The 20783-nt window shown below is 52.2% G+C and carries 24 protein-coding genes and 1 tRNA gene; 10 read left to right on the top strand and 15 right to left on the bottom strand.

Annotation, left to right across the window (positions count from 1 at the left end):
* Positions 1–5: 5 nt before the first annotated feature.
* From DXB92_RS05185 to DXB92_RS05170, 5 genes are all read left to right on the top strand, one after another.
* On the top strand, positions 6–398 hold the full coding sequence (locus DXB92_RS05185) for an MmcQ/YjbR family DNA-binding protein (protein ID WP_117732906.1): 393 nt from the start codon (positions 6–8) through the stop codon (positions 396–398).
* Complete coding sequence (locus DXB92_RS05180; protein WP_117732904.1) at positions 395–1570, top strand: amidohydrolase; 1176 nt, start codon at positions 395–397, stop codon at positions 1568–1570. Before DXB92_RS05185 ends, DXB92_RS05180 begins: the two co-directional genes overlap by 4 nt.
* 551 nt (positions 1571–2121) lie before the next feature.
* Positions 2122–2292, top strand: a complete 171-nt coding sequence (locus DXB92_RS13550) for a hypothetical protein (RefSeq protein ID WP_181976920.1) — start codon at positions 2122–2124, stop codon at positions 2290–2292.
* 64 nt (positions 2293–2356) lie between these two features.
* Complete coding sequence (locus tag DXB92_RS05175) at positions 2357–2884, top strand: sigma-70 family RNA polymerase sigma factor (RefSeq protein ID WP_051343564.1); 528 nt, start codon at positions 2357–2359, stop codon at positions 2882–2884.
* Complete coding sequence (locus tag DXB92_RS05170) at positions 2835–3905, top strand: hypothetical protein (RefSeq protein ID WP_147330021.1); 1071 nt, start codon at positions 2835–2837, stop codon at positions 3903–3905. The genes DXB92_RS05175 and DXB92_RS05170 overlap by 50 nt, the downstream gene beginning before the upstream one ends.
* Positions 3906–4096: 191 nt before the next feature.
* Here DXB92_RS05170 and DXB92_RS05165 read toward each other — a convergent pair whose 3' ends face one another.
* The 9 genes from DXB92_RS05165 to pyrE all read right to left on the bottom strand — a co-directional run bounded on the left by DXB92_RS05165 (position 4097) and on the right by pyrE (position 10874).
* Positions 4097–5821, bottom strand: coding sequence for a DEAD/DEAH box helicase (locus tag DXB92_RS05165; protein ID WP_117732900.1), 1725 nt, complete (start codon positions 5819–5821; stop codon positions 4097–4099).
* A gap of 426 nt (positions 5822–6247) precedes the next feature.
* Entirely contained in the window at positions 6248–6985 is a 738-nt protein-coding gene (locus tag DXB92_RS05160) for a YebC/PmpR family DNA-binding transcriptional regulator (protein ID WP_021680473.1), read from the bottom strand.
* Positions 6986–6999: 14 nt separating this feature from the next.
* Positions 7000–7404, bottom strand: a complete 405-nt coding sequence (locus DXB92_RS05155) for a ribonuclease III domain-containing protein (RefSeq protein WP_021680472.1) — start codon at positions 7402–7404, stop codon at positions 7000–7002.
* A gap of 12 nt (positions 7405–7416) precedes the next feature.
* Complete coding sequence (obgE, locus tag DXB92_RS05150; RefSeq protein WP_117732898.1) at positions 7417–8688, bottom strand: GTPase ObgE; 1272 nt, start codon at positions 8686–8688, stop codon at positions 7417–7419.
* Between the two features lie 126 nt (positions 8689–8814).
* Positions 8815–9096, bottom strand: a complete 282-nt coding sequence (gene rpmA / locus DXB92_RS05145; protein ID WP_021680470.1) for a 50S ribosomal protein L27 — start codon at positions 9094–9096, stop codon at positions 8815–8817.
* A gap of 4 nt (positions 9097–9100) precedes the next feature.
* Positions 9101–9427, bottom strand: a complete 327-nt coding sequence (locus tag DXB92_RS05140; protein ID WP_117732896.1) for a ribosomal-processing cysteine protease Prp — start codon at positions 9425–9427, stop codon at positions 9101–9103.
* Entirely contained in the window at positions 9428–9739 is a 312-nt protein-coding gene (gene rplU / locus DXB92_RS05135; protein ID WP_046436067.1) for a 50S ribosomal protein L21, read from the bottom strand.
* 167 nt (positions 9740–9906) lie between these two features.
* Positions 9907–9983: transfer RNA gene (locus tag DXB92_RS05130), tRNA-Arg, on the bottom strand.
* Positions 9984–10214: 231 nt separating this feature from the next.
* Positions 10215–10874, bottom strand: a complete 660-nt coding sequence (pyrE, locus tag DXB92_RS05125; protein ID WP_021680466.1) for an orotate phosphoribosyltransferase — start codon at positions 10872–10874, stop codon at positions 10215–10217.
* A 314-nt stretch (positions 10875–11188) separates the two neighbouring features.
* Between pyrE and DXB92_RS05120 the strand changes: the two genes are divergently transcribed.
* Positions 11189–11503, top strand: coding sequence for a hypothetical protein (locus DXB92_RS05120; protein ID WP_117732895.1), 315 nt, complete (start codon positions 11189–11191; stop codon positions 11501–11503).
* A gap of 115 nt (positions 11504–11618) precedes the next feature.
* On the opposite strand, the gene prfB is transcribed toward DXB92_RS05120, so the two are convergent.
* A complete protein-coding gene (prfB, locus tag DXB92_RS05115; RefSeq protein ID WP_021680464.1) occupies positions 11619–12737 on the bottom strand; it encodes a peptide chain release factor 2 in 1119 nt (372 codons plus the stop codon).
* Between the two features lie 480 nt (positions 12738–13217).
* On the opposite strand from prfB, the gene DXB92_RS05110 reads away from it, so the two are divergent.
* The 3 genes from DXB92_RS05110 to DXB92_RS05100 all read left to right on the top strand — a co-directional run bounded on the left by DXB92_RS05110 (position 13218) and on the right by DXB92_RS05100 (position 15271).
* Positions 13218–14207 carry an RING finger protein gene (locus DXB92_RS05110; RefSeq protein ID WP_117732893.1) on the top strand — a complete coding sequence of 330 codons (990 nt, stop codon included), beginning with the start codon at positions 13218–13220 and terminating at the stop codon, positions 14205–14207.
* The gene (locus DXB92_RS05105) at positions 14204–14680 is read left to right on the top strand and encodes a dihydrofolate reductase (protein WP_117732891.1); all 477 of its coding nucleotides are present in this window, start codon (positions 14204–14206) and stop codon (positions 14678–14680) included. Before DXB92_RS05110 ends, DXB92_RS05105 begins: the two co-directional genes overlap by 4 nt.
* A 180-nt stretch (positions 14681–14860) precedes the next feature.
* Positions 14861–15271 (top strand): NUDIX domain-containing protein, encoded by a 411-nt coding sequence (locus DXB92_RS05100; protein WP_117732890.1) that lies wholly within the window; start codon positions 14861–14863, stop codon positions 15269–15271.
* A gap of 339 nt (positions 15272–15610) precedes the next feature.
* On the opposite strand, the gene DXB92_RS05095 is transcribed toward DXB92_RS05100, so the two are convergent.
* The 3 genes from DXB92_RS05095 to DXB92_RS05085 form a co-directional block, all read right to left on the bottom strand.
* Positions 15611–15985: a DUF4363 family protein gene (locus tag DXB92_RS05095; protein ID WP_117732888.1), complete on the bottom strand. Its 375-nt coding sequence runs from the start codon at positions 15983–15985 to the stop codon at positions 15611–15613.
* A complete protein-coding gene (locus tag DXB92_RS05090) occupies positions 15982–16665 on the bottom strand; it encodes a DUF421 domain-containing protein (RefSeq protein ID WP_117732886.1) in 684 nt (227 codons plus the stop codon). Before DXB92_RS05090 ends, DXB92_RS05095 begins: the two co-directional genes overlap by 4 nt.
* Positions 16666–16743: 78 nt before the next feature.
* On the bottom strand, positions 16744–17253 hold the full coding sequence (locus DXB92_RS05085; protein WP_117732884.1) for a GtrA family protein: 510 nt from the start codon (positions 17251–17253) through the stop codon (positions 16744–16746).
* Between the two features lie 157 nt (positions 17254–17410).
* Between DXB92_RS05085 and DXB92_RS05080 the strand changes: the two genes are divergently transcribed.
* Complete coding sequence (locus DXB92_RS05080) at positions 17411–18667, top strand: hemolysin family protein (protein WP_117732882.1); 1257 nt, start codon at positions 17411–17413, stop codon at positions 18665–18667.
* 76 nt (positions 18668–18743) lie between these two features.
* Here DXB92_RS05080 and DXB92_RS05075 read toward each other — a convergent pair whose 3' ends face one another.
* Complete coding sequence (locus tag DXB92_RS05075; RefSeq protein ID WP_040646368.1) at positions 18744–19673, bottom strand: magnesium transporter CorA family protein; 930 nt, start codon at positions 19671–19673, stop codon at positions 18744–18746.
* A gap of 487 nt (positions 19674–20160) precedes the next feature.
* Positions 20161–20595, bottom strand: coding sequence for an Rrf2 family transcriptional regulator (locus DXB92_RS05070; RefSeq protein ID WP_021680450.1), 435 nt, complete (start codon positions 20593–20595; stop codon positions 20161–20163).
* Positions 20596–20783: the final 188 nt, after the last annotated feature.

Here is a 20783-nt window from a genome sequence, read left to right as displayed (position 1 = left end):
GCAATATGACAAATCAACGGGAAAGCATTCTCCGCTATGCCGCGGAAAATTTCGGCACCACGCCGGAATACCTGTGGAAAAGCACACCGGACGCGGCAGTTCTGCGGCACAGAGAAAACGGCAAATGGTACGGGCTGCTGACGGATATTCCCGCGGAGAAGCTGGGACTGCCGTCCGGCAGAACGGTGCATATTCTCAATGTGAAGTGCAGTCCGCTGGAAACCGGTTCGCTGCTGCAAAAGGCGGGAATCTTCCCCGCGTACCACATGAATAAGACACACTGGGTCACAGTCCTGCTGGACGGCACACTGCCGGAACCGGAACTGTTCTGGCTGCTGGAAGAAAGCTACAGTCTTTCCATGCCGAAACCACGGAAACGAAAAGAGGAACGTACATGAAAATCTGGAACGCGACCATACATACGATGACAGATGCCGGCATTCTGGAAAACGGCTATGTCTGCATAGAAAACGGCAAGATCACCACCGTGGAGTCCGGCAAGCCGGCGGAACTGTCGCCGGAGGATATTGATGCCGGCGGTTCGGTGCTGCTGCCGGGCTTTATCGATGCACACACCCACCTCGGCATTATCGAAAACGGCATTGCTTTCGAGGGGGACGACTGCAACGAAGCCACCGATCCTTTTACCCCGCATCTGCGTGTCATTGACGGCGTAAACCCGCTGGATCACTGTTTTGCCGAAGCACGTGCAGCCGGCATAACTACGGTGATGACTTCTCCCGGCAGTGCCAACGCCTGCGGCGGCACCATGGCGATCCTGAAAACAGCAGGACGTATGGCAGACCGCATGCAGATCGGCACCGGTGTGAAATTTGCCCTTGGCGAGAATCCCAAGAGCGTCTACAACGACAGGGACGAAACGCCGATCACCCGCATGGCGACGGCGGCAATGATACGGGAGGGGCTGGCGAAAGCACAGCGGTATCAGCAGGAACTGGACTTTGCGGAGAGTGATCCCGACGAACACATGCCGGACTACGATGCCAAATCCGAAGCACTGCTGCCCCTGCTGGAACGAGATGTGAAAGCACACTTCCACTGCCACCGGGCAGACGACATCTGCACTGCCATTCGCATTGCCAAGGAGTTCAATCTGGACTATGTGATCATTCACGGCACGGAGGGACACCTGATCGCGGACATTCTGGCGGAGGAGAATGCTCCGGTGATTGCCGGTCCGATCCTGTGCGACCGATGCAAGCCGGAGATGCAGCACCTCACCATTTCCGGTCCGTCTATAATGCAGAAAGCGGGTGTCAAGCTGGCACTGTGCACCGACCACCCTGTGATTCCCATTCAGTATCTGCCCACCACGGCGGCTCTGGCAGTCAAGGGCGGCATGCAGCGGGAAGATGCCTTATATGCCATTACTGCCGGTGCGGCGGAGATTCTCGGTGTAGAGAACCGCGTAGGCAGCATTGCCGCAGGCATGGACGCGGACTTACAGCTTTATCGCGGTGATCCGTTAGATCTATTATGCGATCCATGGCTAGTAATGATTGACGGGCGGCGAGTCGCCGCTGACCTTACGCCCCAATTTCAAGTGTGAAAAGGGTAATGTTACGGCGGCAGCAGCCGCCTGTATGCCCCTCCGGGGGATTGCGGCGAGTCGCCGCTGACCTTACGCCCCAATTTCAAGTGTAAAAAGGGTAGTGTTACGGCGGGCAAGCCGCCTGTATGCCCCTCCGGGGGAGTTTTGTTGGTCGAAAAATGTTATATCTTCGGGTGATACTTGAATCTTACAGTACAAGTGAAACGCGAACTCTTTTCTTTTTTTGCTTCTTTTTTTCTTTTCAGCAAAGAAAAAAAGAAGCGTAACTCCTTGTGAAATCGGCTGGCTGTTGTAGAGGATATATGTAGAAACCCCTCAGTCAAGCCTACGGCTTGCCAGCTCAGCACAAGGCACGCCCTTCGGGTGCCCTAAAGGGGAGCCTGATTTAACAGTGCAAATTTGCAAACGCCGTAAAAATAAAAGTCACCCACCTGCACAAGAAAACACCTGAATATCAACATTACCAATACAGGCAAGGGCAACAATCGGCGTTGGCAAGCCCTAGGCGGACAGCGAGGAACGAGCGAATTCCGCCGGACGGTTTTGACATGGCTGCACCAGAAAATTACTGCCCTCGGGCAAATGTGGGCATCGCCCCCTACATATTGAAAAGGGTTTTCTGTAAAACCGAAAACATAGGAAAAAGATTTCACCAGAAGCCGTCCACATGGGCGGCTTTTGTTGTTGCAAAATTTTTTTCAAAAAGTGAGATATTTTGACCCTCTGGATTGTTATAGGGGTGAAGTACTTCAAAAGGCAACACAAACCAAGGAGGTGTACCACATGGACGAAGATGTATTCCGCGGCAAGCTGAAACAATACAAAGATACCGTTTACCGCATTGCCTTTACCTATCTGCGGAATCAGGCAGATGCGGAAGATGTCGCACAGGAAACATTCCTCAAGTTTTATCTGCGGGAAAAACCGTTCCCCGATGTCGGCAGCGAAAAGGCGTGGCTGATTCGGGTGACGCTGAACGCCTGCCACAACCTCCGGCGGTCGGTCTGGTTTCAGAATCGGGCGGAACTGCCGGAAAATCTGGCGACTGCGTTTGAAACGCCGCAGGACAATGCACTGTACGCGGCGGTGTTCTCCCTGCCGGAAAAATATCGGGTGGTGATCCTGCTCTACTACTATGAGGAATACTCCGTGCAAGAGATCTCCGAAATGCTGCAACGCAACCCCTCGACCATACAGACACAACTGGAACGTGCCCGAAAAAAACTGAAAGCACTCTTAGAACAGAAAGGTGGGTTTCACTATGGACAAACGGCAATACAAGCAGCTCATGGAACAAATTCAGATGTCTGATGCCTGCGAGCAGCGGATTCTGAATGCAGTGCACCAGACGAAAATGCCGCAGCTGAAAAAGCACATCACATGGCGAAAAAGAGCCGGCATTGCCCTTGCGGCAGCTGCCTGTGTGGCAGTAGTCAGCGTCTTTTCTGTAGCAGCCGCACAGAACACCAGTCTGCTGGAGAAACTATTCCCGTGGGCAGAGTCGGTAGACGTGCCGGAAACCGCAGTGTTCACCAACGGACAGATCGAATCCTTTACCGTAGACGGCATGGACGGTCTGGACATTACCCCTGTTGGCGTGGTCAATGATGCAAAAAATGTTTATCTGATGATGCGTATTGTTCCCAGTGATCCTGATTTCAACCCTGCAAAAAGAGCGATTGTAAACTATAATTCCGGTTCAGGCATTGTATATCCGATGATCAACGGGGAAAACAAACTCGATGATGCAGATAAAGATGATCCCTATTACTTGGGGAAATATGAATTTTTCGAACGGACAGACATACCGGAAGAAGACGGTTCGTACACCGCATTTTATCAGCTGCAATTTACAAACGGTATCACCTTTGACCATCTTAATTTTACCATTGGGCTGACTGATATTACAGATCTCATAGAAAAACAAAATGGATTTGTAAAATCTGAACAAACAGAACTACTGGGAACGATCGATGTCACAGTTTCACTGGATACCTCTGTTCAAGAAGTGACATTGAACTATACAGAACCGATTGCAATTCCCAATAAAAACGGCACTGGTTATCTGAAACATCTGGAAATACAGGCACTTTCGATGCAGCTTTCCGGCACAGGAGATATGCAGCTGTTTGATTCCTATGATTCCGCTTATCCAGTAACGATCACCTATGCAGACGGCAGCACTATGACACCAGATTGTAAAAACAGCAGTATATCATTCACCGACCAAAGTGATACGCCTTGGGAATATAGCATTGATTTCGACGAGCCTATCGCCCCAGAAGGCATTGTTTCCATTGAATTTGGCGGCACAACTATTCCATTCCATTGACAGTTTCATCGGCGGCACCATGCAAAGCGTGGTGTTGTCCGCATACTCTTCCCGACACCCTGCTTTTCTCCAGCAGGGTGTTTTTCTGTTCGGACAAAAAAATCCCCGAACAAACGTCGTGACGATGTCTGTTCAGGGAGTGATTTTTTCTAAATACATCAGGTTCTACAGAGGAACTGACAAAACTGATATTAGCCCTTTCTCCGCTTGCGGTTATAGCCGCCGCTGCGGGCACGCTGGTTATAGCCATGGCGGGACTGGCGGTGCTGTCCGCCGTTTCTGCCGCCGCGTCCGCGGGAGTCGCCGCGATAGTCGTTATCCCGTTCCTCATACCGCCGCACGGCAACGGACTTGCCGTTGATCTTTTCGTTCTGCATGGAGTCGATAACGAAATCGGTTTCCGTTTCCGGCACTTCCACGGTGGTGTACTGGTCGTGAATGTCGATCTTGCCGAACTCGTTGCCAGCCATGCCGGTGGCTTCTACCAGTGCTCCCAGAATGAAATTCGGTGCCATGCGGTCTTTTCTGCCGGCGTTGATGTGCACCCGAACCGTCTTGGCTCCGGCACGCTTGCCCTTGCGAATGGGCTTCGGCACGTCAAATGCCGGCAGGTTCTTGGTGGCATCGTCCAGCTGCTGCTGAATCAGAGCTGCCAGCAGCTGTTCCGGTGATTCGGTCTGTGCCAGCAGTTCCTGTGCCACTGCCAGTGCTTCTTCCGAAGCCGGTGCTGCCGCCAGTTCCAGCAGCTTGGCACGGGTTTCCGCTATAGCTGCACTGCGGAGTTCCTTGGAAGTGGGCACCGGAATCTCGGTGATGTCCGCCTTGGTATAGCGGGAGATTTCCCGCATCTCCATTTCCTGCTTTCTGCCGCTGAGAATGTTATACGCCGCACCGGTCTTTCCGGCACGTCCGGTTCTGCCGATCCGGTGGATATAGTACTCATGATCCTGCGGCAGGTCGTAGTTGAATACCGCGTCCACGCCCTTGACATCAATGCCGCGGGCTGCCACGTCGGTGGCGATCAGAATGGTACTTCTGCCGCTTTTGAAGCCGTTCATCACCTGTGTCCGCTGAAGCTGCTTCATGTCGCCGTGAAGCCCTGCCGCAGAAAAGCCACGCAGACAGAGGGCTTCGGTCAGTTCGTCTACCATTTTCTTGGTGTTGCAGAAGATCATGGCAGACTTAGGCTGTTTCGACAGCAGCAGCAGCTGGAGAGCATCGGTTTTACGTCCCATGGGCACGCTGACAGAAAACTGTGCAATCGCATCTACTGTCCGGTGGGCACTCTGAATCTGCACCAGCACCGGCTCTTTTTGATACTGCTTGGTAATTGCCAGAATTGCCGGCGGCATGGTGGCGGAGAACAGCACAGTCTGGCGTTCCTCCGGAATCTGTGCCAGCACCGATTCGATGTCCTCGCGGAAGCCCATGTTCAGCATTTCATCAGCTTCGTCCAGCACGATCGTTTTCAGGTTGTCCAGCTTCAGGGTACGGCGGCGGAGGTGGTCAAGGACACGTCCGGGAGTGCCGACCACCAGATTGGCACCGTTTTTCAGCTGGTAGATCTGGCGTTCCATGCTGGCACCGCCGTAGACTGCCACCGGCTTCACCTGCTTCTGAAAGCGGGCAAACTTACGGATCTCGTCGCATGCCTGCATTGCCAGTTCCCGTGTGGGACAGAGGATCAGGGCACAGACACTGCGGCGTTCCTCCTGCGGCAACTGTCCCATTTGCTCCAGAATCGGGATACTGAACGCCGCAGTTTTTCCGGTACCGGTATTGGACTTGCCGATCACGTCCCTGCCCTCCAGCAGCAGCGGGATCGCCTTTTCCTGAATTTCAGTCATTTCGGTAAAATCCAGCTGTGCCACAGCTTCCAGCAGCGGTGTGGATAGATTCAGTTCTTCAAATCGCATTCTTTTTCCTTTCCGATTTTGCTGTTCCTGCTGGTACTGTCAGGGCATTGCTCCCCTGCCTGTGCTCTGTTGCCGCATCTGCGAACTCACAATAACCATTCAACTTTCCCATACGATGTCTGTCATACCATGAACAGCAGTTTTCTCTCTTTTTCGTTTCCGCAAAAAAGCGTACCCAGCACCGCCCGAGGCGAAACCGGATACGCCAATTTTCTGTTAAGGCAATACCGCACAAAGATTGTGCGACAGATGCGTCGTCAAATTTTTCGTCAGATGAAACAAAAAGCGGAGTGAATACTTGATGTATTCACGAGCATTTTTGTGAAATATGACGGGAAATTTGCAAGCAGATGGCGTGCAAAGCCGCCAGACGCTCTTTGTGCGGTATTGCCTTAAAATATCCGCCGGACTTTGTGCGGCGTTGCCTTAGTCTTCCTCCGGCATGCTCCAGTTGTGGAATACGTTCTGCACGTCGTCATCTTCTTCCAGATTCTCCAGCAGCAGGTTCATCTTCTTGACTGCTTCTTCGTCGTCCAGTGTGGTATAGGTAGACGGGATCTGCATGACTTCTGCGGACAGCACGTTATAGCCCTTTTCGGTCAGACCTTCCCGCAGACCACGCAGAGCCGCCGGTGCACAGGAAACCTCGATCACTTCTTCATCGTCCATGGAGAAGTCGTCTGCATCAAACTCGAAGCAGTCCTCCATGACCTGATCTTCGTCCAGACCGTTGTTTTCCAGCACCAGCACGCCTTTTTCGCTGAACATAAAGGATACGCAGCCGGAAGTGCCCAGATTGCCGCCGAACTTATCGAAATAGTGGCGGACGTTTCCGGCAGTACGGTTCTTGTTATCGGTCAGGCACTCCACAATGACTGCCACGCCGCAGGGACCATAGCCCTCGTATACGATAGATTCGTAGTTGTTCTTGTCGCCCTCGCCGGCTGCCTTCTTGATGACACGGTCGATGTTGTCGTTAGGCACATTGTTGGACTTTGCCTTTGCGATCAGATCCCGCAGCTTGGCATTGCTGCTGGGATCAGGGCCGCCCTCTTTCACGCAAACGGTGATTTCTCTGCCGATCTTGGTGAAAATTTTGCCCTTGATTGCGTCAGTTGCTTCTTTTTTCCGCTTGATATTATTCCACTTCGAATGTCCTGACATTGGATTCACACTCCTTATTCTTCCGCAGGCGTTTCGCCTGTATGCATCACAATTTCAAACAGTTCTTCCAGCCGTTCTCCGGCACCGGTCAGGTGCAGATAGCCGAACAGGCTCTCCAGTCCGGTCGCCCTATGATAATCCTGTGCAGAAGTATGGCGGGGAACAGTGTTATTGGCATTTCTGCCGCGTTTATAGACACCAGCTTCGTCCTCCGTCAGGTGGGGCAGCAGTCGCTCTGCCGCCGCCGCCTGAAACGCAGCACACACCAGCTGTACCTTTTGGTCGTGAAGTTTTGCCGCCGGCTGGTTCGCCTGCCGCAGCAGGTATTCCCGCACCATGACCTCGTACACACTGTCCCCCAGAAATGCCAGTGCCATGGGGCTGTATTGTCTTGCCTGTGCCTGTGTCAACGGTTCCATCTGCTCACCTCATTACGGCACAAAGTCGAATGCAAAGCCCAGAATGTCTACGGTGTCGCCCTCCTGAATGCCCTGTTCTTCCAGTGCATCGATAATGCCGCTGCTGCGGAGCACCCGCTGGAAGTATTGCAGAGAGGAATAGTCCTCCATGTTGACTGTCCGCAGAATCGGTTCCAGCCACGGGGCATTGACATAGTACACGCCGTCTTCCACTTCGATCTCGAATTTGCCGTGGGCATTTTCTGCCAGTTCTTCCGGCGAGGGAGCCTCTGCCTCGTATTGCAGGATCGGCGGCAGGGTTTGCAGCAGGGCTGCTGTCGCCTGTACCAGTTCCGCAGTGCCCTGTGTGGTCGCTGCGGAGATCTCGTAGAACGGCAATCCCTTTTCCTCGATATACTGCCGGAACCGTGCGATCTGTTCCGGTTCTGCCATATCGCACTTATTGGCAACCACGATCTGCGGACGCTCCGCCAGATCTTCGCGGAACCGTTCCAGTTCGCCCTGAATGGTGTCGTAATCTGCAATGGGGTCACGTCCCTCACTGCCGGAAACGTCCACCACGTGGAGAATCAGGCGGCAGCGTTCCACATGCCGCAGGAAGTCGTGTCCCAGACCGACACCGTCGCTGGCACCCTCAATCAGTCCCGGAATATCTGCCATGACAAAGGACTGTTCCTCTGCCACGCGAACCATACCCAGCACTGGTGTCAGGGTGGTGAAGTGATAGTTGGCGATCTTGGGCTTTGCCGCACTGACTACGGAGATCAGGGTAGACTTGCCCACATTGGGGAAGCCCACCAGTCCCACATCTGCCAGCAGCTTCAGTTCCAGTGTGACATCAAATGCCTCACCCGGAAAGCCCGGCTTTGCAAAGCGGGGAATCTGTCGGGTAGATGTGGCAAAATGGATATTGCCCTTTCCGCCTCTGCCGCCCTTTGCAAGGATCTGCGGCTCATCGGTGGAGAGGTCTGCCATGATCCGACCGGTCTTGGTTTCCCGCACCACGGTGCCGCGGGGCACGCGGATCACCAGATCCGGTGCACTCTTTCCGGTACAATTGCGGGCACCGCCGTTTTCGCCGCGTTGTGCCGCATACTTCCGCTTATAGCGGAAATCGATCAAGGTAGAAAAGTTGTCATCTACCTGAAAGACCACGTCGCCGCCTTTTCCGCCGTCGCCGCCGTCCGGTCCGCCTGCCGCCACGTACTTTTCCCGATGGAAAGAAACTGCACCATCGCCGCCGTCGCCTGCTTTAATAGAAATCCGTGCCTGATCGACAAACATCTCTCACATCTCCTCTCATATCACGGTGCATTTCTGCACATTCATATAATAAGAAAATCCCAAGCATACAAACGCTGCTCGGGATTTCCAGTCGTTCTTCACTGATCCGACAAAATTGTCGTTTCGTTACTGTGCAGCGTATACGCTGACCTTCTTGCGGTCACGGCCAACACGCTCAAACTTTACAGTACCATCCACGGTTGCGAACAGGGTGTCATCAGAACCGATGCCAACACCTGCACCCGGATGAATGTGAGTACCTCTCTGGCGAACCAGAATGTTGCCAGCCTTTACGAACTGACCATCTGCACGCTTTACGCCCAGACGCTTGGACTCAGAGTCACGACCGTTCTTGGTAGAACCGGAACCCTTCTTATGTGCAAAAAACTGTACATTAATCTTCAGCATTTTCTTACACCTCCATGTGTGTGACTTGGATATTCGCAGGAAAGACCTTGGACAATTCCCCCAGCTGTAGTTCCAGACCGGCAAACAGCCGCTGAACATTTCCGGACGGATCCGGTTCTTTCAGCTGTATCGAAACCAATGCCGGTTCTTCCTGTTCCGCCGCCGAAACGGGGAGCCGGAAAATTTCCGTCATCAGGTTTGCCACAGTCTGTACGGTCGCGGAAACATAGGCACAGATCACATCTGTCCCCTCCTCCGAATAATCGGCGTGTCCGCTGATCTCACAGCCGGTGTACTGCTCTCCTGCAAGAAAAAAACGTGCGGAAATCATTTATGCCTCGATGGCTTCGATCTGCACCTGTGTATACGGCTGTCTGTGACCCTGCTTCTTCTTTTCGCCCTTCTTCGGCTTGTAGGTCATAACCGTAATCTTCTTTGCCTTGCCATTCTTGATGACCTTGGCACGTACAGAAGCACCGTCAACATACGGAGTACCGATCTTCAGACCGTCCTCGCCGCCAACTGCTACAACCTTGTCAAAAACAATGCTGTCTTCTGCTTCCACGTTCAGCTTTTCGATAAAGAGCGTGTCGTTTGCCTTTACCTGATACTGCTTTCCGCCGGTTTCAATTACTGCGTACATAATTCTTGGCACCTGCCTTTTACAAAAACTCGCTGCTGAAGGCACACCGAAGTGTTTCGAAACCTCCACGCATGCGGCTTTTTTATTATACCATACTTTTCGGGGCTTGTCAACTATTTTTTTGAAAAAAATCTGCCGGCAGGACTTTCCCCGCCGGCAGCGTTTTCTGGCGTTCCAGAGGTGATTCGAACACCCGACCTACCGCTTAGGAGGCGGTCGCTCTATCCAGCTGAGCTACTGGAACATGACAGAAACGGTGCACGGTTCGTTGGAACGTGTCCGTTTCCGATCAAAAAAGTTTAGGCAATACCGCACAAAGATTGTGCGACAGATGCGTCGTCAAATTTTTCGTCAGATGAAACAAAAAGCGGAGTGAATACTTGATGTATTCACGAGCATTTTTGTGAAATATGACGGGAAATTTGCAAGCAGATGGCGTACAAAGTCGCCAGACGCTCTTTGTGCGGTATTGCCTTTATGCCTTTACGCCGTACTGTTCGCGATATGCCAGCATTGCGTCCAGATGTTCCTTGCCCGGAATGACCTCATCGCGGATCCCCTGAATGATGTCCTCCATGTTGACGATAGAATATACCGGAACGCCGTACTTTTCATAAACAGCCTGTACTGCGGACTTTTCGCCCTCCAGTGCACGCTCCATACGGTCTACAGTGATGACCATGCCGGTGATGTCCACATCAGCAGCACTTTTCAGCTTCGGATACACCTCAGCCATTGCCTTGCCGGAAGTCATAACGTCCTCGATGATAACGACCTTTTCGCCGTCTGTCAGCTTCTTGCCCACAAACATGCCACCCTCGCCGTGGTCTTTGACCTCCTTGCGGTCGAAGCAGAAGTTGACATCTTTCTGGTACTTGTCCGCCAGAGCCACTGCCGCAGCTGCTGCCAGCGGAATGCCCTTATAGGCAGGACCGAACACGGTTTCCACCGGAATGTTGTGCTCGGCAATGCAGGCTGCATAATAGCGTCCCAGTTCCATCAGCTGGGCACCGCTGTGATAGTTGCCGGCGTTGATGAAATACGGTGCTTTTCTGCCGCTTTTCAGGGTGAATTCCCCGAACGTCAGCACGCCGCAGTCTACCATAAAACGCAGGAATGATTCTTTGTATGTCATCAGTTGGTTCTTCCTTTCTGTTAATCCATGCACACAGCGTTGCCGCTGTCCATACTATTATTATAGCGAAAATCAGAAGCCTTGTCAAGAATATTTGCTGGGGAATCGCAGAAATCAATTTTCAAAAATATGTTGATTTAAATTGTGCAAAATTATGAAGTTTGACAAATGGGGCTCCCCTGAAAGGGGGGCTGGCAGTGCGTAGCACTGACTGAGGGGTTTCCACTTATGCCGAAAACGTCATAAAAAGATTTTACGAAAAAACCTCTCCACCGCCTAACGGCGGTCCCCCTCCCCTTTCAGGGGAGGCTATCATGAAAATTGATTTCCGTGCTGGGGAATGTTATTTATGCCTGATGATGTGCGACATAGTTGTAGTGATAAGCTTTCCTCGAAAAGGGAAAGAAACCAGCAAAGCTGGTGAAGGGATTTTGAGCGAAATCTTTTTCTTGGTGTATTCGGTTTCACGGAAGAACCCCTCAGTCAGCCTGCGGCTGCCAGCTCAGCACAAGGCACGCCCTTCGGGTGCCCTTTCAGGGAAGCCTGACTTTTTAGGGCAATACCGCACAAAGATTGTGCGACAGATGCGTCGTCAAATTTTTCGTCAGATGAAACAAAAAGCGGAGTGAATACTTGATGTATTCACGAGCATTTTTGTGAAATATGACGGGAAATTTGCAAGCAGATGGCGTGCAAAGTCGCCAGACGCTCTTTGTGCGGTATTGCCTTAGAGTTTGCAAGACCTCACTTCTGCAATGTGCCGCTGGACAATGCTTTCAGATAGGCGTTGATGAAGCCGTCCAGATCGCCGTCCATGACTGCCTGAATGTTGCCGTTTTCGAAGCCGGTGCGGTGATCCTTTACCAATGTATAGGGCATGAACACGTAGGAACGGATCTGGGCACCCCATGCGATTTCCTTCTGCACGCCCTTGATGTCGGCGATCTTGTCCAGATGTTCCCGTTCCTTGATCTCCACCAGTTTTGCACGGAGCATCTTCATCGCGTAGTCCTTGTTCTGGTACTGGCTTCGCTGTGTCTGGCAGGATACCACGATGCCGGTGGGCAGGTGTGTCAGACGTACCGCGGAACTGGTCTTATTGATGTGCTGTCCGCCGGCACCGCTGGCACGGAACACGTCCATTTTGATGTCTTCCGGACGAATGTCCACTTCCATGGAGTCGTCGATTTCCGGCATGACTTCCAGAGCCGCGAAAGAGGTATGCCGGCGGCCGGAGGAGTCGAACGGCGACACACGCACCAGACGATGTACGCCGGATTCCGACTTCAGGAAGCCATAGGCGTTATCGCCGGAGATCATGATAGACGCACTTTTCAGACCGGCTTCGTCGCCGTCCAGATAGTCCAGCAGTTCTGCCTTGAAGTTGTGGCGTTCTGCCCAGCGGTTGTACATACGGTAGAGCATCTCTGCCCAGTCCTGTGCCTCGGTGCCGCCTGCTCCGGCGTGGAATGTCAGAATGGCGTTGGAACTGTCATACTCGCCGGTCAGCAGCGAAGCCAGTTTCAGGGATTCCAGTTCCTTGACGAACTTGTCCGCTTCCTCGTTGAGTTCCGCGTTGGATTCCTCCTCGCCCTCCTCCATGGTGAGTTCGATCAGGGTGAGAATGTCGTCCAGCGTTTCTTCCATTTTCTGATACTTTTCAATGCGGTTTTCCAGCGACTTGACTTCCTGCAATACCTTCTGGGAATTTTCCAGATCGCTGTAGAAATCCGGATCTGCCACCTGCTTTTGCAGTGCATCATAACGAGCCTGTGCCTTTTCAATGCCCAGTACCTCGTACAGTTCTTTCAGGTCCTTGCGGTAATCACTCATCGTGACACGCAGTTCATCTAATAATACCATAACTTCTCTCCTTGTTTCATGGGGTAAATCACGATCTCTTTTATTATACTACAAAATTGGAAAAGATGCAAATCTTTTCTTCGGATATTGAAAAAATTTTTTTTCTGTGTTATAATAAAGGAGATGTGCTGCCGCACACCAGTAAAGTTCGCGGAAATCAATTTTCATGATAGCCTCCCCTGAAAGGGGAGGGGGACCGCCGTTAGGCGGTGGAGAGGTTTTTTCGTAAAATCTTTTTATGACGTTTTCGGCATAAGTGGAAACCCCTCAGTCAGTGCTACGCACTGCCAGCTCCCCTTTCAGGGGAGCCTCACTTGTCAAAATTCATAATTTGGCACAATTTAAATCAACATATTTTTGAAAATTGATTTCCGTGAATAAAGTTGCTGGTGGGTTGTAACGGCTGAAACTTAAAGTTTGAAACGTTACAACACACCGGAAAAAGTTGTTGAAGAAACACTTAGAAAAGAGGGATACGCTATGGGAATACACACCGGAGAAAAATGCATCGTCTGCGGACAGGTCTTCACAGATGCAGATGACGTTGTAGTTTGTCCGGAATGCGGCACGCCGTATCACCGTGCCTGCTGGCAGAAAAACGGTGCCTGCATCAACCTGCCGCTTCATGAGTCCGGAAAAAGCTGGGAATCCACCAAGCCCAGAGAAGAAACCAGGAACACCAGGATCTGCCCCGACTGCGGCACCGGCAATCCGGAAGATGCCACCCACTGCAGCCACTGCGGCAAGCCGTTTCTCCGGCCGGAGGAACAGCAGGAGGGCACGCCGACGCTCCGCGAACAGTTGCAGCAAGCCGCAGAACGCATGGGCAGTGCTGATCCCACCTGCGGGCTGAACGAGGAACAGAAGCTGGACGGCGAACGGCTGGAAGATGTGGCGAACTTCGTGGAGCAGAACAACCTGTACTATCTGCCGAAGTTCCTGCGGTTCAGCAAGGGCGGCAGAATTTCTCTGAACTTCCCCTGCCTGCTCTTTCCCCAGTATTATCTGGCGTACCGGAAAATGTGGGCGGCGGCTCTGATCGTCATGGGCATCATGCTCCTGCTGAAAATTCCCCAGTCCTTACAGCAAATGCAGATACTGCTGCCGGACTATCTGCCGACACTGCGGCAGACCGGAGCACCGGCGGAGCTGCTGCAAACATTTCAGGCATTCAGCAGCAGGCTGGACGCTCACGAAACCCTGCTGTACAACGCTGCCATGATCAGCAGTTATCTGGAGATCATCATCAGCATTCTGCTGGGGCTTTTCGGAAACCGCCTTTATTACCGCTTTGTGCTGCGAAAAGTGCACAAGCTGGTACAGGAAGATGTTTCACCGGATATGAAACGCCGCAGACTGCGGCAGGAGGGCGGCGTGAACGGCTGGTTCCTGGTGGCAATGCTCGGCATTCAGATGGGAGCCTCTATCATCTTTTCTCTGATTATGATGCTGGTGATACTGCTGTCATGAAACACATTGCACTGATCGCCGCCTGCGACCGGAGCCGTGCCATTGGAAAAAACGGCAAAATCCCGTGGAACATTGCCGGAGAGCAGCAACGGTTCCGGCAGCTTACCACCGGACAGACGGTGATCTTCGGGCGGCGTACCTATGAGGAGATCGGCCACCCGCTGCCCTGTCGGGAAACCATTGTGGTTTCCGCCAGCCGGCAGTTTTCCGGTTCCCATCTGCAAACCGTTCCCACGCTGGCAGAGGCTCTGGCGGCGGCAAAGACGGAATGGGTCTTTGTCGGCGGCGGTGCACGGCTCTACGCGGAGGCAATGCCGCTGGCGGAAATGCTGTATCTCACGGAGATCGACGGGTTCTTTCAGGGAGACGTGTTCTTTCCGCCGCTGCCGGCAGGACAGTTTGCACGAATCGCAGAAGAACGCCATGACGGTGAGATCCCGTATGTGTATGTGACGTATCGGAGGAACAAGTGACCTGCCGCATCACCAAAATGTGTCGGCAGATTTTCCGACAGTATCGGGACGATGCAGGCATCGTCCCCTACACAAAAAACCGAATCTGCACCGATTCGCAAAATCCCTATGGACAAATACTGAAAAATATGCTATACTAGATGTAACAAATCATCTTATCAAAGGAGTCGGGTGAAACCCATGCAGCATGAAAAATCCTGCGGTGCCATTGTGTACCGCAAATCCCACGGGAACACGGAGATCCTGCTCATCAAGCACATCAACAGCGGGCACTGGTCATTTCCCAAGGGACACATGGAAAACGGCGAAACGGAAATTGAAACGGCAATTCGCGAGATCAAAGAAGAAACCTCTGTCAATGTCATGATCGATCCCACCTTTCGGGAAACGGTTTCCTACTTTCCCAAGCGGGATACCCAAAAGACCGTGGTCTATTTTATCGCACGGGCAAAGAATTACGACTTTGTGCCGCAGGAAGAAGAAATTGCAGAGATCCGCTGGGTAGACATCGGATACGCCTCTACCATTCTCACCTATGAGAATGACAAGAACATTGTCAACAAAGCAAAAACAGCGATCAAAGAATTCTAAACGCTTTAGGCAACACCGCACAAAGCTTGTGCGTAAGGTGCGTTGTCAGATTTTTCGGCAGATTGCCTAGAAATTCCGCAGGCATACTGCCGGTCGCAATTTATCTTAGTGCGACACTCCTTTGTTCTCGGGCAGAATCCTGCCTCGAACGCAGTCGTATGGCAAGGGATTTCTGGGCAATATGACGGAAAATCTGCACGCAGATTGCGTGCAAAGCCGTCAGGCGGGCTTTGTGCGGTGTTGCCTTTACAAAAAAATCAAAACCGCTTCCGGTTCTACGCAACGCGAACCGGAAGCGGTTTTTTAGGGCAATACCATACAAACTTTGTGCAGTGCTGCCTATAAAATATTCCACCAGAACGGCATTTCGCTTTCGCCAAGCCGCGTGATCCACATACGAACTTCTTCCAGTTCCGAGGTCAGTTCGTCACAGTTCTCTGCCTGCATGGGTGCCAGATGCGAAACTGTCACATCGATTTGCAGCACCTTGTCCCGCCAGACCACCAGATTCAGCCGGCGTTCTGATTTTTCCCACTGATTTTGAAACTCCGCAAATGCCTGCTTCGCCTGCTCCGGCTGGGTTTCGGCAATTTGCTGTACGGTGTCCAGCTGTTTCAGCAGACGGCTGGTTTCCGAACGCACCAGCCACGCTGTCCCGCAGCTGCACAGCACCAGTGTCAGCAGAATGGCAACTCCCAGACGTACCCGATTCATGCCGCGTCCCCCCGTTTCTTTGGAATAATGGTACAGGTGCCCTCGGCATCGCTGAGCATCAGGAACACCTGTTTTTCCGTCAGGCGGTGCTCCGCCAGCTTCTGTTCCAGCCACGCCTGATTTTTCCCCAGCATGGCAAGGGACTTGTTCATGACGCAGCCGTCCTGTATCACGGCAACAGGCGGATTCTGTGCCGTCTTTTTCAGGGTGATGTCCGCCGGTGTCAGAGGCTGGCACTCCGCCTTGAGATAGACGGAAATCGTGCCGGTGGTTTCCATGACGGCGAACTGCACCTGACTGATGTCGAACACCTGCTGCTGCCGGAGAGCCGTCATCAGGTCATCTACCGACAGCCGCAGATCCTGCATGGTCGCCTGTTCGATCTGCCCGTCCCGCACCACGATTTTTGGTCTGCCGGAAATGATGCGACGCATTCGCAGGGATTTCAGCGTCACCCACGACATTAACGCTTCGAAGCAGACCAGCGTCAGGATCGGCAGGATCCCCAGTATCAGGGGAATGCTGGTATCCTCCAGCGGCAGGGTGGCAATGTTGGAGATCAGAATGGTGATGACCAGCTCCGAGGGCTGCAATTCCCCCAGCTGCCGCTTCCCCATCAGACGCACTCCGAAAATCACCACAATGTACAAGATCAGCGAACGAATGAGAACCACACTCACAAAAAACGCCTCCTTTCATACGAGTAGTATGTCCGGAGGTGTTGGAGATTATGCAGTTTTCAAAGGCAATACCGTTTTTCACTGTTCCGGCGTTTCTTTTTTCTTGAAGATCACCAGCTTGCTGAAGATGTAGTTCAGCACCAGAATGACTACCTGTGCCAGAATCTTCACCAGCAGCGAACGCCATGTGACGATCTCGCCGTTGACGGTAGCGAAGAAGTGGTTGCCCAGTTCCATAATGGCAAGCTCCAGAAAATAGGTCACCAGACGGGCACCGTAGAACATGTAGAATTCCCGCCAGAACGCCGCCCTGGTGTGGGTTTCGCTTTTGAACACATACTTCTTGTTGGTGAAGAAGGCAAACGTCACCGCAAAGATCCACGAGATCGTGGTGGAAAGTCCGGTGTTCAGCCAGTTCGCCATGTGCATGGTGTTGAACAGTGCTGTCGGCAGCATCTGGAACACCAGCGAAACTACTGTAGTCAGACCGCCCATGAGAATGTACATCCACACGGATTCGTGGTCGTACCACAGCTTTTGCAGCGGCTTCGGCAAATGGTCGATGATCCAATGAATTGCTTTTTCCATAGAAGATTCCCCTTTTCGACAAGTTTTCACAAAAATTGTGGTTTCCCTTGATTTTTTTTAAATTTTATGGTATGATAGAAGAATCAATGATTCTACAGGCAGCACCGCACAAAACTTGTACAGCAGTGTTGCCCACACTTTCTCGGGAGGAACTATTTTGGGTTACGTCATACCAATTCTCATTCTTGTTGCTTTTTCCGCACTGTTTTCCAGCACGGAAACTGCTTTCGCCTGCGTCAACAAAATCCGGTTAAAGCACATGGCAGATTCCGGCGACAAACGTGCCGAAAAGGCTCTGGACATCGCGAACCGCTATGAACAGGCTCTGACTGCCATTCTGGTGGGCAACAACGTGGTCAACATTGCTGCATCTTCTCTGGCAACCATTCTCTTTACCGCGTATTTCGGCTCTGCCGGTGCAGCCATTTCCACAGTCGTCATGACGATTCTGGTGCTGACATTCGGCGAGGTGCTGCCAAAGTCCTACGCCAAGTCCCATGCGGACAAACTGGCTCTGGCTCTGGGCGGCATTCTCTCCAGATTCACACTGCTGATGACGCCGTTTGTACTGTTCTTCGGTTTGCTCTCCCGTGCGTTCACCGCCAAAGAGGAAACGCCCAGTGTCACCGAGGACGAACTGAAATACATCATTGACGAGATCGAGGAGGAAGGCGTACTGGAAGAACAGGAAAGCGATCTGGTCATTTCCGCCCTCCAGTTTGACGAAACTTCCGTCAGCGATATTCTGATCCCCCGTGTCCGCATGGTAGCTCTCCCCTCGGATGCCACAGTGGAGGAAGCAAAGCAGCTGTTCCTCAACAACCACTTTTCCCGCTTTCCGGTGTACGAAAAGGACATGGACAACATCATTGGCATGATCACCAACAAGGACTTTTTCCGGCTCATGTGCGGCGAATTTACAGAGCTGTCGGAAATCACACAGAACGTCATCTATGTACCGGAAACCAAACGCATCAGCGATATTCTGCGGGACATGCAGCACGCCAAGACTCACCTCGCCATTGTGGTAGACCAGTACGGCGGCACCAAGGGCATGGTCACACTGGAGGACATCATTGAACAGCTGGTGGGTGAGATCTACGACGAGAGCGACGAAGTCATTCACGAGTTTCAGAAGACGGCTCCCCACACGTACACCATTCTGGGGTCGTTCAGCATCAGCGATGTCTGTTCCGCACTGGACGAGGAGGACGCTCCTGCAAAGGTTCCGGAAACCGACTGCACCACCATCGGCGGCTGGGTCATGGAACTGCTGGGGCACATTCCCGATGCCGGCGAAACCGTAGAGCACGACAACTTCCACTTCACCGTACTGGAAGTGGAAAACCAGACCATTCAGTCTATTCGGCTGGAGGTCACACCGCCGCCCGCAGAGAACGGCGAATCCAAATAAAGGCTTTATGCAGTGTTTCCCTTACAGCGAGGCAGCCGGAAAACCGTTCCGGCTGCCTTTTTTTGCGTTGCCGCCGCTATTTCTTCTTATACTTGAACAGGACAAATGCCACGATCGCCGTCAGCAGCAGTGACAGCAGCGTGGGAAACCATGTATGCTCCGCAAAGGGCAGATCCAGCGTATTCATGCCATAAAAGCTATAGACCATCGTCGGGATCGCCAGAATGATCGTCACCATAGTCAATCGCCACATGACGATATTCAGATTGTTGGAAATGACAGATCCGAACGCGTCCACCACGCCGGACAGGATTCCGGAGTAAATGCTCGCCATTTCCTGTGCCTGTTTCAACTCGATCAGCACATCTTCCAGCAGATCCTGATCTTCTTCGTACAGCTTCACCACTCTGCCGCGGAGGATCTTGTTCATGGTCACATCATTGGATTTCAGCGATGTGGAGAAGTAGATCAGGGATTTTTCCAGTTCCAGCATCTGAATCAGTTCGTGATTCTTCATGGCACCGTGCAGTTTCCGCTGCATGGCACTGGAAGTTTTGTCGATTTGTTTCAGGTATACCAGAAAAGATGCGGTGATGTTCATCATCAGCCGCAGGACAAACTGTGTCCGGAACTGAGTCTGGATATTCCGCACCCGTCCGCTGACTACATCATTGATGACCTTGTTCTCCCGCAGAGAAATGGTAAAAACATAATGATCGGTCAGGATAATGCCCAGAGGCATGGTATAAAAAATCAGCGTGTCGTCCTTCTGCACTTCCGAAACGGCTGTGTCCACGATGATCAGCGTCTGGTTTTCCTCCTGCTCCACACGGGACGATTCTTCTTCGTCCAGTGAGGATTTCAGAAAGTCGCTGTCCAGACCGTAATCGTCGATCAGCATTTTCCGTTCCTGTGCTGTGGGGTCTACCACAGAGATCCAGCACCCCGGCATCAGAGAATCCACCTCGATCAACCGGTTTGCCACGGTTTTATAATAAGAAACCAAATCGGATACCACCTTTCCCGCAAGGCAGCCCGACCGGTGCCGGCATCAGCTGTCCTTGCTCATTTTCCGTGTGTTCATCCGTTTGCCAAAGTCATATCGCGTACATGGCAAGGGATAAGGGTCAGCGTTCATGCCGCACCTCCTAGTGTTATCATATTCCGGCAAATTTTCCGGCGTGTGCATCACGCGTCAATTTGCCGCATTTTCTATTATAACAGAAAAAACCGCCTTTGACAAGACGGTTTTTTGTAAAATTTGAAACAACTGAAACAACGCCGAACGAGATCCGCCGGACAGCGGACGGGTTGCCTTAAGGAAACACTGCATAAAGCTTGTGCGTAAGATGCGTCATCAGATTTTTCGGCAGATTGCATAGAAATTCCGCAGGCAGACTGTATGTCTGGCAAGGGATTTCTGGGCAATATGACGGAAAATCTGCAAGCAGATTGCGTGCAAAGCCGTCAGGCGGGCTTTATGCTGTGTTTTCTTAAATACAGTAATCATCTCCGCAGCCCGGTCCGCTGTTCAAAATGTCCTGTAGTGTGATGCTGTCCAGATAACGGTTGACTACCTTATACAGTCCTTCCCACACAGAGATCGTCAGGCACTGTTCCGCACGGGGGCAGTCCACCACACCGGTTTGCAGACATGCCACTGGTGCAAGGTCGCCCTCTGTGATGCGGAGCACCTCGCCGACAGTATACTCCTCCGGAGCCTTGGAGAGCCGGTAACCGCCCTGATAGCCGCGGTTGGTGCGGAGCATATTGGATTTGTTCAGCAGCGGAACGATCTGCTCCAGATATTTTTTCGAAACGTCCTGCCGCTGGGCAATGTCTTTCAGCGAAACGTAGCCGTCCCCCTGATTCTGTGCCAGATCCAGCAGCATGCGTAAGGCGTATCGTCCTTTGGTTGAGATTTTCATGTGTCGTCCTTTCCAGCGTGACAGGCAGCATTTACACGCCGTTCTGCCTATACTTTTTTATCATATACTACTATTATACCATAGGTTTTGTAGGTTTTCAAGGGCAAAACAGCAATTTTTTTCAAAAAGGTGTACAAAACAACGCTGCCGAAATTGTGGAAAACGGCGAAATACGCCTTTGTGCGGTA

The organism is Ruminococcus sp. OM06-36AC, from assembly GCF_003438725.1.
GTDB lineage: Bacteria > Bacillota > Clostridia > Oscillospirales > Ruminococcaceae > Ruminococcus_C > Ruminococcus_C callidus.
This window is presented reverse-complemented; position numbering and strand designations above follow the sequence as displayed.